The sequence below is a fragment of the Bacteroidales bacterium genome (genome assembly GCA_035299085.1).
Classification (GTDB): domain Bacteria; phylum Bacteroidota; class Bacteroidia; order Bacteroidales; family UBA10428; genus UBA5072.
Window position 1 is genome coordinate 70,977 of record DATGXG010000025.1, and the last position, 13,656, is coordinate 84,632.

At 44.2% G+C, this 13,656-nt stretch carries 15 protein-coding genes; 9 read left to right on the forward strand and 6 right to left on the reverse strand.

The window, feature by feature from the left end; translation table 11 throughout:
• Positions 1 to 43 precede the first annotated feature (43 nt).
• Genes VK179_07970 through VK179_08000 form a run of 7 tightly spaced genes read left to right on the forward strand, consistent with a single transcriptional unit; the run spans position 44 to position 6,895 of the window.
• A complete protein-coding gene (locus VK179_07970) occupies positions 44 to 1,393 on the forward strand; it encodes a Na(+)-translocating NADH-quinone reductase subunit A (protein HLO58663.1) in 1,350 nt (449 codons plus the stop codon).
• Between the two features lie 18 nt (positions 1,394 to 1,411).
• Positions 1,412 to 2,626 carry an NADH:ubiquinone reductase (Na(+)-transporting) subunit B gene (locus VK179_07975; protein ID HLO58664.1) on the forward strand — a complete coding sequence of 405 codons (1,215 nt, stop codon included), beginning with the start codon at positions 1,412 to 1,414 and terminating at the stop codon, positions 2,624 to 2,626.
• Positions 2,610 to 3,335 carry an NADH:ubiquinone reductase (Na(+)-transporting) subunit C gene (gene nqrC, locus VK179_07980; protein HLO58665.1) on the forward strand — a complete coding sequence of 242 codons (726 nt, stop codon included), beginning with the start codon at positions 2,610 to 2,612 and terminating at the stop codon, positions 3,333 to 3,335. The genes VK179_07975 and nqrC overlap by 17 nt, the downstream gene beginning before the upstream one ends.
• A gap of 10 nt (positions 3,336 to 3,345) precedes the next feature.
• The gene (locus VK179_07985) at positions 3,346 to 3,960 is read left to right on the forward strand and encodes an NADH:ubiquinone reductase (Na(+)-transporting) subunit D (protein ID HLO58666.1); all 615 of its coding nucleotides are present in this window, start codon (positions 3,346 to 3,348) and stop codon (positions 3,958 to 3,960) included.
• Between the two features lie 16 nt (positions 3,961 to 3,976).
• Positions 3,977 to 4,594 carry an NADH:ubiquinone reductase (Na(+)-transporting) subunit E gene (gene nqrE, locus VK179_07990; GenBank protein ID HLO58667.1) on the forward strand — a complete coding sequence of 206 codons (618 nt, stop codon included), beginning with the start codon at positions 3,977 to 3,979 and terminating at the stop codon, positions 4,592 to 4,594.
• A 19-nt stretch (positions 4,595 to 4,613) separates the two neighbouring features.
• Positions 4,614 to 5,858: an NADH:ubiquinone reductase (Na(+)-transporting) subunit F gene (nqrF, locus tag VK179_07995; GenBank protein HLO58668.1), complete on the forward strand. Its 1,245-nt coding sequence runs from the start codon at positions 4,614 to 4,616 to the stop codon at positions 5,856 to 5,858.
• Positions 5,855 to 6,895, forward strand: coding sequence for an FAD:protein FMN transferase (locus VK179_08000; GenBank protein HLO58669.1), 1,041 nt, complete (start codon positions 5,855 to 5,857; stop codon positions 6,893 to 6,895). Before nqrF ends, VK179_08000 begins: the two co-directional genes overlap by 4 nt.
• Before the next feature lie 5 nt (positions 6,896 to 6,900).
• Here VK179_08000 and VK179_08005 read toward each other — a convergent pair whose 3' ends face one another.
• Positions 6,901 to 7,707 carry an alpha/beta fold hydrolase gene (locus tag VK179_08005; protein ID HLO58670.1) on the reverse strand — a complete coding sequence of 269 codons (807 nt, stop codon included), beginning with the start codon at positions 7,705 to 7,707 and terminating at the stop codon, positions 6,901 to 6,903.
• Positions 7,707 to 8,420, reverse strand: a complete 714-nt coding sequence (locus tag VK179_08010; GenBank protein HLO58671.1) for a pyridoxine 5'-phosphate synthase — start codon at positions 8,418 to 8,420, stop codon at positions 7,707 to 7,709. Before VK179_08010 ends, VK179_08005 begins: the two co-directional genes overlap by 1 nt.
• An 85-nt stretch (positions 8,421 to 8,505) precedes the next feature.
• Between VK179_08010 and VK179_08015 the strand changes: the two genes are divergently transcribed.
• Together VK179_08015 and VK179_08020 are read left to right on the forward strand one after the other, a co-directional pair.
• Positions 8,506 to 9,171 carry a CBS domain-containing protein gene (locus tag VK179_08015; protein ID HLO58672.1) on the forward strand — a complete coding sequence of 222 codons (666 nt, stop codon included), beginning with the start codon at positions 8,506 to 8,508 and terminating at the stop codon, positions 9,169 to 9,171.
• A gap of 7 nt (positions 9,172 to 9,178) precedes the next feature.
• Entirely contained in the window at positions 9,179 to 10,084 is a 906-nt protein-coding gene (locus VK179_08020; GenBank protein HLO58673.1) for an NAD kinase, read from the forward strand.
• A gap of 205 nt (positions 10,085 to 10,289) precedes the next feature.
• On the opposite strand, the gene VK179_08025 is transcribed toward VK179_08020, so the two are convergent.
• From VK179_08025 to VK179_08040, 4 genes are all read right to left on the reverse strand, one after another.
• Positions 10,290 to 11,417, reverse strand: coding sequence for a CapA family protein (locus VK179_08025; protein HLO58674.1), 1,128 nt, complete (start codon positions 11,415 to 11,417; stop codon positions 10,290 to 10,292).
• 176 nt (positions 11,418 to 11,593) lie between these two features.
• Positions 11,594 to 12,382: a TPM domain-containing protein gene (locus VK179_08030; protein ID HLO58675.1), complete on the reverse strand. Its 789-nt coding sequence runs from the start codon at positions 12,380 to 12,382 to the stop codon at positions 11,594 to 11,596.
• A gap of 16 nt (positions 12,383 to 12,398) precedes the next feature.
• Positions 12,399 to 12,842 carry a TPM domain-containing protein gene (locus VK179_08035; GenBank protein ID HLO58676.1) on the reverse strand — a complete coding sequence of 148 codons (444 nt, stop codon included), beginning with the start codon at positions 12,840 to 12,842 and terminating at the stop codon, positions 12,399 to 12,401.
• Between the two features lie 15 nt (positions 12,843 to 12,857).
• The gene (locus VK179_08040) at positions 12,858 to 13,448 is read right to left on the reverse strand and encodes a LemA family protein (GenBank protein ID HLO58677.1); all 591 of its coding nucleotides are present in this window, start codon (positions 13,446 to 13,448) and stop codon (positions 12,858 to 12,860) included.
• Positions 13,449 to 13,656: the final 208 nt, after the last annotated feature.

Sequence of the window (13,656 nt, forward strand, 5' to 3'; positions counted from 1 at the left end):
TTAAAAAATCTTATTTTAGTGTCCGAATAAATTTCACCATTTAATGCCTCAACATTTCAAAATCAAAAAAGGGTTAAACATTAATCTTGCAGGAAAAGCGGAAAAAGTTATTGGAACAACTAATACATCCGGGCTTTATGCATTAAAGCCGGGTGATTTTCACGGACTTATTCCCAAACTGGAAGTAAAGGAAGGCGACAGTGTAAAAGCAGGTTCGGTATTGTTTACCGACAAAAGTCAGCCTGAAATATGTTTTACCTCCCCGGTTAGCGGCACAATTGCCGCTGTTAACAGGGGTGAACGCAGGGTCATTCTCGAAGTGATTATCCGTCCTGACAACCGTAATGAGTATGAAACTTTTAAAACAGGAAGCCCGCTTAGCTTATCCCGTGAGGAAGTAAAAAATCTCATACTCCGAAGCGGGTTGTGGCCGGCTATAAAGCAGCGTCCCTACAATATAATTGCTGATCCTGCTGTCACTCCTAAAAGTATTTTTGTGCCGGTTTTTGATTCAGCGCCATTGGCACCGGATTATGATTTTATTATCCAGGGGTCAGAATCTGATTTTCAGACCGGTATTGATGCATTGTCAAGGCTTACTGCAGGCAGGGTTCATGTAAACATTCATGCGTTTACAGTTTCACCGGCTTTCAAACAGGTCAGGAATGCGCAGGTGAATACCTTTGAAGGCCCGCATCCTGCCGGAAACTCCAGTATACACATCCAGTTCGTTGATCCCCTGAGCAAGGGCGAACAGGTATGGATAGTTTATCCCCAGGATGTAGTGGCTTTGGGAAGGCTTTTTACCAAAGGCTTTTATGATGCTTCAAAGATAGTGGCGTTATGCGGATCGGAAGTTGAAAACCCCCGTTATTACAGGATTATTTCCGGTGCTTCAGTGAAAAGTATTACAAACGGCAATGTAAAGGAATCAGTTCACCGGTATATCAGCGGAAATCCTCTTACGGGTACACAAGTTACAAGTGAAAGTTATATAGGCTATTACGATTCACAGATCAGTGTTATTCCCGAAGGTAATTATTCCGAATTTTTAGGCTGGGCACTACCCGGATTTGAAAAATACAGTTTTTACAGGTTATTCTGGTCATGGATTAATCCCCGGAAGAAATATGAACTGGATACCAATATACATGGCGGACACCGTGCATTTGTTCTGACCGGAATGTACGAAAAGGTTTTCCCTCTCCCGATTTATCCCATGCAGCTCCTGAAATCGATCATCGCCGAGGATGTTGAGCAGATGGAGCGGCTGGGTATCTATGAAATTGCTGAAGAAGACTTTGCCTTATGCGAGTTTATCGATGCTTCAAAAACTGAAATGCAGGCGCTTGTCCGCAAAGGACTTGACCTGATGAAAAAAGAAATGAGCTAACGAAAAATACCCGATTTCATGAATTCTTTACGAAAATATCTCGATAACATTAAGCCAAATTTTGAGAAAGGAGGACGGTTTGAAAAATTCCGGTCGACTTTTGATGCATTTGAGACCTTTTTGTTTGTGCCTGATAAGGTAACCCGGTCGGGTTCGCACATTCGCGACAGCATTGATATGAAGAGGACTATGACAATAGTGATCATTGCACTCATTCCTTCTCTCCTGTTCGGTATGTATAACGTTGGTTTTCAGCATTCACTTGCCACCGGAAATACATCATCATTCTGGCAGTTGTTTGGTTTCGGCTTTCTGAAAGTGTTCCCCATTGTTGTGGTTTCTTATGTAGTGGGACTTTCAATTGAGTTTATTTTTGCCCAGGTAAGGGGCCATGAAGTAAATGAAGGCTTTCTTGTTACCGGTATGCTGATTCCGCTTGTAATGCCTGTGGATGTGCCTTTATGGACAGTGGCTATTTCAACTGCCTTTGCCGTGATCATAGGCAAGGAAGTTTTTGGCGGTACCGGCATGAATATCCTGAATCCGGCTTTAACGGCACGCGCTTTCCTGTTTTTCGCTTACCCGGCCGATATGACCGGCGATAAAGTTTGGGTTGCAGGACTTAAAGCAGGCAAAAATATGGTGGATGGATTTTCGGGTGCAACGCCGCTTGGCAACCTTGCCCAGAACATTCACAAATTACCTGACCATATGGATGCGTTCATTGGATTTATACCCGGATCAATCGGCGAAACTTCCAAGCTTGCTATTCTTATTGGTGCGGCCATCCTGCTCTATTCAGGTATTGGAAGCTGGAAAATCATGATTTCTACGCTTGTGGGCGGTCTGGTAATGGGCTTGATATTTAACACATTTGCCGTAAACGATTATATGAGGCTGCCCTTTTATGAGCATCTTCTTTACGGCGGCTTTATGTTTGGCCTTGTTTTTATGGCAACAGATCCGGTTACTGCTGCTCAAACCGAAAGGGGAAAGTGGATATACGGCTTCCTTACCGGCATGCTGGCTATAATAATCCGTGTTTTCAATCCCGCTTATCCTGAAGGTGTGATGCTGGCCATCCTGCTGATGAACGTGTTTGCCCCGCTCATTGATTATTTTGTTGTGGAGTCAAACGTTAAAAAACGCATGAAGCGTTACAAACAGGCCGAATTGCTGAAACCTCTTTCCACTGATACAATTAAAGAACCCAGTCATGAATATTCAAAGTAATACCTACACATATATTTATTCCACAGTAATTGTGCTTATAGTGGCCACCGGACTTGCGGTTGTTGCCAGCGCACTTAAACCCGCTCAGAACAAAAATGTCGAAATCGAGAAGAAGCAAAATATACTTACTTCACTTCATGTTGTTTCTGATGCCGGAAACGCCGAGAAACTGTACAGTGAATTTATTACCGATTCGTATACACTGAATTCAAAAGGCGAAAAAGTCACCGGCGTTGATCCTTTCACGATCAACCTCAGGGCCGAGATGAAGAAGAAACCCTCGGCCCGGAACCTTCCTGCCTTTGAAGCAAAGAAAGGAGATTCTACGTTTGTGGTTATACCTGTATATGGAAAAGGACTGTGGGGACCAATCTGGGGTTATGTTTCTTTCAGAAAGGAAGCTCAGGTTCAGGAGGGTATTCCGCATTATAATACAATTTATGGTGTTATGTTTGATCATAAGGGAGAAACTCCGGGTCTCGGGGCCGAAATCAACCAGCCTTTCTTCCAGAATCACTTCAACGGGAAAAAGGTCTTCAACGACCAGGGAAAGTTTGTTTCCGTCCAGGTTGTCAAAGGAGGCGCTGATCCTTCCTCTCCTTACCAGGTTGATGCCATTTCAGGCGGCACCATTACAAGCAAAGGCTTACAGGCAATGCTTGATTCTTGCCTTGTGACCTATCAGAATTATTTTAAGTCGAACAATTGATTCTTATCATATGAAGAACCTTCATTTGTTGTTAAACCCCCTGAACGATGAGAACCCCATTACCGTCCAGGTTCTTGGCATTTGTTCCGCGCTGGCTGTCACGGTTCAGATGAAACCGGCCATTGTCATGGCTTTGTCGGTGACTGTTGTAACGGCCTTCTCAAACCTGATCATCTCACTGGGACGAAATACAATACCTCCCCGCATACGCATCATTATTCAGCTGGTTGTAGTTGCATTTCTTGTTATTGTGGTGGATCAGATACTGAAGGCCTATGTTTATGATGTAAGTAAGAAACTGTCTGTATTTGTCGGTCTTATCATTACTAATTGTATTCTTATGGGCAGACTTGAAGCCTTTGCCATGAGCAATAAGCCTGTCGAATCATTCCTTGACGGTATCGGAAACGGCGCCGGTTACGGATTGATACTTATTACGCTTAGTTTTATCAGAGAACTTTTTGGCAGCGGTTCAGTACTTGGTTACCAGTTGGTACCCCAGAGTTTTTATGATCATGGTTACAGTGATAACGGAATGATGATCCTTCCCCCGATGGCTTTGATCACAGTGGGTATTATCATTTGGATACAACGTGGTTACAACCGTAAGCTCATTGAAAAATAACATGAACTGATACAACATGGAAAATCTCTTTAACTTATTCATACGAAATGTTTTCACCGAGAATATGATCTTTGCCTATTTCCTGGGCATGTGTTCATACCTCGCGGTTTCAAAAACAGTGAAAACATCGATGGGCCTGGGAGTGGCTGTTATTTTCGTAATAACTGTCACCGTTCCTGTGAACTGGTTGCTTGAAAACTACTTGCTTAAAGAGGGTGCCCTCAAATGGCTTGGATCATCCTTTGCCGATGTAGACCTGAGCTTTCTGAGTTTCCTTCTTTTTATTGCTGTTATTGCAGCCATTGTACAGCTCATTGAAATGGTGGTTGAGAAATTTGCGCCCGCTCTTTACAATGCCCTTGGTATTTTTCTTCCGCTGATTGCTGTAAATTGCGCGGTGCTGGGAGCGGCCCTCTTTATGCAGGAAAGGGAATACGGTTCAATTGCCGAGGCCACTGTCTACGGGTTCGGCGCCGGGTTCGGATGGGCCCTTGCCATAGTGGTACTTGCTGCCATAAGGGAAAAACTAAAGTATTCAGATGTGCCGAAACCGTTAAGAGGCCTCGGACTAGCATTTATCCTTACCGGGTTACTTGCCATTGCCTTTATGGGATTCAGCGGTATTAAAATTTAACACTGAAAAAGAATTATCTATGAGTCTTGCACCATTAATCCTGATTAGTATTGCCGTTTTCCTGGGTATCACACTCCTGCTGATCGCCATGCTTCTTTTTGCCAAATCGAAGCTAACTGCAGGAGGCACTGTGAATATTGACGTGAATGGAGAAAAAGAACTCACTGTTGCCCCGGGTTCATCATTATTATCAACCCTTTCAATGGAAAAGCTGTATCTTCCTTCCGCCTGTGGCGGTGGCGGTACCTGCGGATTATGCCGATGCCGGGTAATAGAAGGAGGCGGATCTATTTTACCTACTGAAGTCGGGTTTTTCAACCGCAAACAAATCCGTGACAACTGGCGACTTGGCTGCCAGGTGAAGGTAAAAGAGAACCTTTTGATTGAAGTACCCGAAGAGGTTCTTGGTATAAAAAAATGGGAATGCGAAGTGGTTTCAAACAGAAATGTAGCCACTTACATTAAGGAATTCGTAGTTAAACTGCCTCCGGGTGAAGAACTTCATTTTAAGTCGGGAGGTTATATCCAGATTGATGTTCCGCAATACGAAATGTCTTTCAGGGACATTGAAGTGGAGCCTCAATTCAGGGATGAGTGGGATAAGACAAAGATGTGGGATCTTAAAATGAAAAACACTACGGAGACATTCCGTGCTTATTCAATGGCCAACCATCCTGCCGAAGGAAATATCATTATGCTGAATATCAGGATCGCAACTCCGCCATATGACAGGGTGGCCTGTATGTTCAAAAATGTTCCCCCGGGAATTTGTTCTTCCTATATTTTCTCAAGGAAACCGGGTGACAAAGTAATGATATCAGGGCCCTACGGCGAGTTCTTCATCAAAGATACAAACAATGAGATGGTATACATCGGCGGAGGCGCAGGTATGGCACCGCTTCGTTCTCATATTTTCCATTTATTTCAAACCCTGAAAACCGGTAGAAAAGTCAGCTATTGGTATGGCGCCCGCTCAAAAAAGGAAATTTTCTACGAGGAGGATTTCAGAAGAATTGAAAAGGATTTCCCTAATTTCAAATTCAATATAGCTTTGTCAGAACCTGTTGCCGAAGATAGATGGACAGGCTACACCGGTTTCATACACCAGGTTCTTTACGAACAATATCTCAGCAAACACGATGCACCAGAAGATATAGAATATTACCTTTGCGGACCACCTATGATGAATGACGCTGTTCAGAAAATGCTTTATGATCTCGGCGTCCCGGATGAAATGGTGGATTTTGACGATTTTGGCGGATGATACCTCACAACAAGAATGTAAAAAGGCTGCTCCTGCAAATAGCCCTGCTGGCGCTCTTGTTCGCTATTGCCTTATTGATCAGTACGCATTGGAGAAAAAGAGATTACACGAGTTTTATGGGCTTCACGCAGGGAACCTCATACCATATAACCTATGAAAGCCGGAAAGGGGAACAATTTCAGACGCAGGTTGATTCACTTCTCGCTGAATTTGATACATCCTTATCCATTTACAACCCCAAATCCATTATTTCACGGTTTAACCGGAATGAAGAGGGCGTTGTGGCTGACGAACGTTTTACTGAGGTGTTCAACAAATCGGCCGAGGTTAACCGTAATACAGGCGGGGCATTCGATATAACCGTTGGCCCGATTGTCAATGCCTTTGGCTTTGGCTCTGCGGATACACTCAATGTGGACAGCGCCATGATCGATAGTCTGAAGCAATACGTGGGCATGGCGAAGGTAAAGCTCGAAAACGGAAAGCTGATCAAGTCCGATCCGCATGTTATTCTCGATGTAAATGCACTCGCACAAGGGTATTCGGTTGATGTGATTTGTGATTTTCTTGAACACAAAGGGATAAAGAATTATCTTGTGGAAATAGGTGGTGAAGTGCGTGCAAAAGGCAAAAATGAGGCCGGAGTGCACTGGAGAGTGGGCATTGATAAACCCGAGGAAGGAAACAATATTCCGGGTGCTGACCTCGAAGCTATAATCAGCCTGAAAAACCGTTCCCTGGCCACTTCAGGAAACTACCGTAAATATTATGTAAAGAACGGTATCAAATATGTGCATACTATTGATCCGCACACAGGCTACCCGGTGATTTCAAATTTACTAAGTGCCACTATTGTGGCAGGAGATTGCATGACAGCCGACGCCTATGCAACAGCCTGCATGGTTATCGGGGTTGATAAGTCAATTGAATTGCTGAAGAACAATAAATTTCTCGAGGGCTATCTAATCTATGCCGATGAAAAGGGTAACTTCAGAATTTATGTAACACAGGGACTAAAGAAGTTTATCAGCGAATAACGAAGTCAGTTTTTAATAAAATCATTCACCACTTCAAGGAACCTGGCCGGTTGCTCCGCATGAACCCAGTGTCCTGAGCCTTCAATCGTTACAATCCGGGCCCACGGGAAAAAATGGCGGATGGCCTGTTCATCCCTTAAACAGATATATGGAGAAAGCTCACCTTTTATAAAAAGCAACGGAAACTCAGGAATTTGCCGGGGATCCGTATTGTCTTCGCTGATTACGCCGCTGAATATTCCGGGCAAATTTTCTGACAGGGCTTTTATGTTTATAGCCAGTCTGAATTTGCCGTCAGGCATTCGTTTCAGGCTCTTCAGCAAAAATTGCCTCACCATGGCTGACGGTATTTCCGGTAACAGTATTTTATCAGCTTCTTCCCTTGATTTTAACGCTTCCGGATTTATCCGGGAAAGGGCATCAATTATTTGTATATGCTGATTTCCTGCGTCTGATGCGTTATTCAGATCATAGCCAAGCGGGGAAATATCTACTATGATCATTTTGGCAACCAGTTCAGGATGCTTCAATCCGAATTGCAAGGCCGTTTTGCCACCCATTGAATGTCCGATGATGATTGCAGGGCCGCTTGTATGCTTCTGCATAAATTCAAAAAGATCGCCGGCCATAGCATCATAGGTATGTACCGGATCGTGGGGTGAATTGCCGTGATTCCGCTGGTCGGGCAGGTAAACCGTATAGTCTTCAGAAAGAGACCTTCCTATTGAATACCAGTTATCAGAAGAGCCGTATAACCCGTGAAGAATGATCAAAGGCTCTCCCGTACCTGATTTTCTGAAGAATAATTCCATTACGCCAGTTGCTCAAGGTAAAGCTGGATTGTCTTTTCCAGTCCGTAATACAGAGCATCTGAGATCAGGGCATGGCCGATGGATACTTCCATTAAGCCGGGTATATGCTGGTTAAAATAATGGAGGTTTTCGAGGCTGAGATCATGACCGGCATTTAATTCCAGTCCCAGCTCAACTGCTTTTTTGGCCGCCCTGATATAGGGGGCGATTGCTTTAGCCTGGTCGGTGCCAAATTTGGATGCATAGGGTTCGGTATAAAGCTCAATGCGGTCAGTACCTGTGGCAGCAGCTCTTTCAATCTGTTCCAGGTCGGTTTCAACAAACAGCGATGTCCGTATGCCATGATTGTGAAGTTCTTTCACCACATCAGTCAGGAACTTTTCATACTTGATGATATTCCATCCCTGGTTGGATGTGATTACATCATGTGAATCTGGAACCAGCGTGGCCTGGTGGGGTTTTACTTCGGTAACAAGGTCAAGGAAACGCTGTGCAGGATAACCTTCGATATTGAACTCCGTTGTGATAACCGGCCTTATATCCCTGACATCCTGGTAACGAATATGCCTCTCATCGGGCCTTGGATGAACTGTAATACCCTGTGCGCCGAATTTCTGACAGTTGATGGCGGCCTGCAGTACATTGGGCATTGTACCGCCCCGTGCATTGCGGATAGTGGCAATTTTATTGATGTTAACACTTAACTTTGTCATTCGGTTGCTGTTTTACTTTGTGAAAAATAAAAACTAACTTTAGTTGTCTTAATTGGCAAATTTAGCGGTTTTCAAATTAACACTCATGCTGGCTAAAGAATTAATATCCGATGTGATTCCTTCACTGCATACTTCTGACAGTGGCCAGAAAGCGTTGTACTGGATGGATATATTCAGGATTTCACATTTGCCTATAGTGAACAATGAGGATTTCCTGGGTTTGATCTCGGACAAGGATATTTATGATGCCAATATGGCCGAAGAACCCATTGGCAACCATAATCTTTCATTGTTCAGCCCCTTTGTTACCGAAAACCAGCATGTGTATGAAGTGATCGAACTGGCATCAAGGCTTACCCTCTCCATTGTACCGGTGCTTGATCATAAAAACCATTACCTGGGAGTGATCACAAGCAACGATTTACTTCATTATTTTGCCGATTTTGCCGCCCTGAAAATGCCGGGGGCCATCATAGTGCTTGAGATGAGCCTTCTTGACTATTCTCTCTCCCAAATTGCCCAGATTGTGGAAAGCAATGACGCCAAGATCCTGAGCATGTATATCAGTTCACACAGCGCTTCCACCCGCATAGAGGTCACCCTCAAGATCAACCGTAATGATCTTACTTCCATTATCCAGACTTTTACACGATATAATTACACGATTCACAGTACTTTCATGGATCATGACGATATGGAAGGACTGTATGAAAACCGCTATGAGCTGTTTATGAAATACCTCAGCATTTAACCTGCAAATGAAAATAGCACTTTTCGGAAAAACATTCAATGCCGGCTTTAAACCATTTGTTGCTGAGCTTTTTGAATTGCTTGCCGCCAATAAGGTTGAAATATCCGTATATAAGCCATTCTATGATTTCATTTCCTGTGAAACAGGAACTGAATTTCCTGTTTCAGGCTATTTCACAAATGCCGGGGATTTTGATTCCGGCAACGACATTGTTGTAAGCATCGGGGGAGATGGCACCTTTCTTGAATCGATTCCCTTTGTTATTCATCACGAAATCCCCATTATCGGTATCAATTCAGGCAGGCTCGGGTTCCTGGCAAACATTTCAAAGGAAAACATCACCGAGGCATTCCAGGCTATCCTATCCGGTGATTTTTCATATGAATACAGGTCACTTATAAGTGTGGTCATGCTGAGCAACCCTTCGACTCCGCTCAGGGTGGACCTGCTTTTCAACGGGCTGAATTATGCACTCAACGATATAACCATTCATAAGGCGGATTCTTCGCTGATTACAATTGATGCTTTTATTAATGATGAATTTCTGAACCGGTACTGGACCGACGGGCTCATTATTTCAACCCCCACAGGATCCACTGCTTATTCGCTGAGTGTGGGCGGGCCTGTTGTTGTGCCCGGTTCTGAAAATGTGATCATCGCGCCGATTTCGTCACATAATCTCACTGTAAGGCCATTAATCATACCGGATAGCAATACTATTACACTTAAAGTCTCAAGCCGGAGCGGTGTTTACTGCATAACTGCGGATAACAGGACCATGCAGGTGCACGGCGAACAAACCTTTATCGTTGGAAAATCAGACTACAGGCTCAAGATGCTCAAACTCCCCAAAACCAGTTTCTATGAAACATTGAGGGAGAAGCTGAAGTGGGGGGAGGATGTGAGGAATTAGTTAAGGCGTCATTGCGAGGAGCGTGAGTTTTCACTGATTATAGCACTTTAAAATGCGACGAAGCAATCTGCCCGAACAGGCAAGGCGATACAACGACAGATGATAAAGAGTTGTCTTTGCGATGTCCTGCCTGTGCTGGCAGATTGCTTCGTCGACAATATTATACCTCTATAATCATAGAGAACTCACGCTCCTCGCAATGACGTTATTTCCTGTAAAATTGGTTTTCCCTCACATTCCCTAACATCTCTCTCGTATCCTTCGCGAAGCGGGCGATTTTGGAACGGTCAGCGTCGGTAAAATCAAACAGGGTGCTGTCTTTTTCCCATAGGCTTACGGGTACAATAAAAAAAGTCGATTTTGTGCCCTTGTCTTTCCTGTAAACCCAGGCAGGCATATAGCTGAAATCTGCCAGGCGGGTTGAATCCGCTGTTTTTTCAAGGTTCAGTTCAACCATGATTCCGCCGTCCTTATACTGTGCCCGCTGGTTTGATACATAATTACCCTGCGAAAAGACAACCATTTTTAACCGGGTTGAATCGGTTGAATAATTTCTTATAGGCTGAATCACATGCGGATGCGATCCGATAATAATATCAGCGCCATGTTTAAAGATGAAAGCAGCCAGTCTTTGCTGTGTTGCGTTTTCCGCTCTCTGGTATTCCTCGCCCCAGTGAAGAGTAACAATAACGTAGTCAGGATTTGCCTGGCGGGCCCGATCCAGGTCTTTCCGTATGACAGCCGTATCAATCCGGTTAATGATATACGGTTTTTCGATAACTAGTCCGTTGGTTCCATAGGTGTAATTCAACATGGCAAGCCGTATGCCGTTCTTCTCCACGAAAAGCGGGTAATTGCGGGCTCTTTCAAGTGAATCCCTGAATGCACCTGTGTGGCTTATCTTCAGCGAATCAAGCATCATCAGGGTTCTCATGAATCCCTTTGATCCCCTGTCGAGCGCATGATTATTTGCCTGTATGAATACATCAAAACCGGCATCTCGGGCTGCAAGGGCAAGGTCATCGGGACTTGAGAACTGAGGGTATCCTTTATAGGGAGGTCCGGCAAGTGTCACTTCAAGATTTGCAACAGCAATATCAGCTTGTTCTATATATGGCTTTACATACCGGAAAGTGGGCTCGTAATCGTATTTCTTTAATGAATCCACCCATGCACCGGTTATCTGCTCATCATGGCCCATGATATCACCGGCAAAGACGAGTTTCAGACGGAGGGTATCTGTGGAAGGTAATAAAGAATCACCCGTTTGACCTGATGTAGGTAAAGTAAAGAAAAGGAAATATACGGCTATTGCTTTTATCCAATTACACATTATCGAATAGTTTACAAACGAAGTCGGAGACTTCGCCTAGCATAGTTTACAGACGAAGTCGGAGACTTCGCCTAGCATATTTGAACCATATCAAACCACATCAAACCATATCAAACCATATCTATCAAACAAACCGCTAAAAGCTGAAAGGTCCTTCGGACGCTGTCAGGTTTTCTTTACCACCCGCCGCTGGCGCCGCCGCCGCCGAAGCTGCCGCCGCCTCCGCCACCGAATCCGCCAAAGCCACCGCCGCCGCCGAAGCCTCCGAAACTGCCCCTGCCTGAAGAAAACGATCCCCAGCTGCTGCCTCTTGAACCAAGGCCTCCCATAAGAAGCCACCAGGGCAATGAACGGTGAGGCGAATAAAAACGCCTTCTTCTCATGCCCGAAAAGAATATCATTAGGATGATAAACATGATAACGAGGAAGGGTATGATTCCAGCGTTATCGTCACCCTTCTTTTTCATGTAATCGTCAGCGGTAAACTCACCTTTTGTGAGTGACATCAGTACATTGGTGGCTGAGTCGATACCCGCATAAAAATTATTCTGCCTGAAGGCCGGCTGCATCACCTGGTCTATTACCCGTCCGGCCACAGCGTCAGGAACAGCCCCTTCGAGGCCATAGCCAACCCTTACGGAGATCTTATGGGCTTCGGGACTGATTAGTACCAGTATACCGTTGTCTTTCCCTTTCTGCCCGATTCCCCAGTTTTCGGCAAGCCTGTCGCCGTAATCGCCTATGTCATATCCGTCCAGTTTATCCCATGTAACCACATAAATCTGCGTGGATGTCTCGTTGTTAAACTGAAGAAGCTTATTATTCAACGACATCATATCGCTTTCATTCAGCAAACCGGTATAATCATTAACAAGTCTGAACGGCACCATCGGTTTCGGGAAATCCTGTCCCCACGATGCAGCGGCCAAAACAAAGGCCAGTACTATGGTTGTCAAATTACGCATTGAAATATATCTGTTATTATTCACTTGTATCAAATGAAATTTCGTCTGAAAGTTCGTTCACGTCGTTCTTCTGATGAGGAAAGTGTTTTTTAAGCGCTTCACCTGCAAGTTTTACGCCCATAGCCAAACCGCCTGCAAAATCTCCGTTTTTAAAATATCCTTCCATTACCGATTTTATATTATTCCAGAAATCAGTATGGACGACCTTATTAATACCTGCATCCCCGATTATCGCAAATTGCCTGTTTTTAATGGCCAGGTAAACAAGTACACCATTCCGGAGCCCGGTTTTATGCATATTCAGACTGGCAAAGACGGCAGTTGCACGGTCAAGCACATTACCGGTGAATTCAGTTTCAACATGAACCCTGATCTCACCTGATGTGTTCAGCTCAGCATCTGCAACCGCCTTTTCGATCAGCGTTTTACCTTCGGTTGTGAAAAAATCAGCAGCCTTCATTTTTTCCTTTATTTTTTAAAATTGCACTACAGGCGGTTTCTCAGCACCGGCTTCGGCTTCAAAATAGGGTCTGAACTTAAATCCGAACATTCCTGAGAATAAAACCATAGGGAATTTACGGATTTCACTATTGTACGTGGTGGCAGTCTCATTGAATTTCCTGCGTTCGACTGATATGCGGTTTTCAGTACCGGCCAGTTCACGCTGCAAATCAATGAAATTCTGGTTGGCTTTCAGGTCGGGATAACTTTCGGCCACGGCAATCAAACGTGACAGAGCCGAATTCAATTGTCCCTGTGCAGCCTGGAACCGCTTCAGGTCTTCATCAGTCATATTTGAAGGATCGATGGTTACTTTTGTTGCGTTGGCCCTGGCTTCCACAACCTGTGTAAGTGTGGTCTGTTCGTGGGCAGCATATCCTTTCACCGTATTTACAAGATTCGGAATCAGGTCGGCCCTCCTTTGATATACGTTTTCAACATTTGCCCATTCGCGGCTTACCTGCTCATTCAGCGTGACAAGATTGTTATATCCGCTGCAACCCCTGAATACGAGCAATACTAAAACAACTAAAACTACGATGAGTACAATTCTGCTGGTTTTCATTTTTTTCAAATTTATGTGATCAAAATAAAACATACGGGCTGTAAATTCGTTAAGAAATACAGCGTTTACATGTCGAAATTAATACATTGACATCAATTTGGCATGGAATTGGCTATAAATTCGGTGAAAGGGCAACTATCGCCGGTGAAATACCTTAAAATGAAAGTTAAATTATGAAGACAACCTTTACTTATCGAAATAACAGGAA

Coding starts and splice junctions, on each gene's coding strand:
- nqrE (HLO58667.1), top strand. CDS start 3,977: ATGGAAAATCTCTTTAACTTATTCATACGAAATGTTTTCACCGAGAAT.
- VK179_07985 (HLO58666.1), top strand. CDS start 3,346: ATGAAGAACCTTCATTTGTTGTTAAACCCCCTGAACGATGAGAACCCC.
- VK179_08025 (HLO58674.1), bottom strand. CDS start 11,417: ATGTGTAATTGGATAAAAGCAATAGCCGTATATTTCCTTTTCTTTACT.
- VK179_07970 (HLO58663.1), top strand. CDS start 44: ATGCCTCAACATTTCAAAATCAAAAAAGGGTTAAACATTAATCTTGCA.
- nqrF (HLO58668.1), top strand. CDS start 4,614: ATGAGTCTTGCACCATTAATCCTGATTAGTATTGCCGTTTTCCTGGGT.
- VK179_08040 (HLO58677.1), bottom strand. CDS start 13,448: ATGAAAACCAGCAGAATTGTACTCATCGTAGTTTTAGTTGTTTTAGTA.
- VK179_08035 (HLO58676.1), bottom strand. CDS start 12,842: ATGAAGGCTGCTGATTTTTTCACAACCGAAGGTAAAACGCTGATCGAA.
- nqrC (HLO58665.1), top strand. CDS start 2,610: ATGAATATTCAAAGTAATACCTACACATATATTTATTCCACAGTAATT.
- VK179_08000 (HLO58669.1), top strand. CDS start 5,855: ATGATACCTCACAACAAGAATGTAAAAAGGCTGCTCCTGCAAATAGCC.
- VK179_08030 (HLO58675.1), bottom strand. CDS start 12,382: ATGCGTAATTTGACAACCATAGTACTGGCCTTTGTTTTGGCCGCTGCA.
- VK179_08015 (HLO58672.1), top strand. CDS start 8,506: ATGCTGGCTAAAGAATTAATATCCGATGTGATTCCTTCACTGCATACT.
- VK179_08005 (HLO58670.1), bottom strand. CDS start 7,707: ATGGAATTATTCTTCAGAAAATCAGGTACGGGAGAGCCTTTGATCATT.
- VK179_08010 (HLO58671.1), bottom strand. CDS start 8,420: ATGACAAAGTTAAGTGTTAACATCAATAAAATTGCCACTATCCGCAAT.
- VK179_08020 (HLO58673.1), top strand. CDS start 9,179: ATGAAAATAGCACTTTTCGGAAAAACATTCAATGCCGGCTTTAAACCA.
- VK179_07975 (HLO58664.1), top strand. CDS start 1,412: ATGAATTCTTTACGAAAATATCTCGATAACATTAAGCCAAATTTTGAG.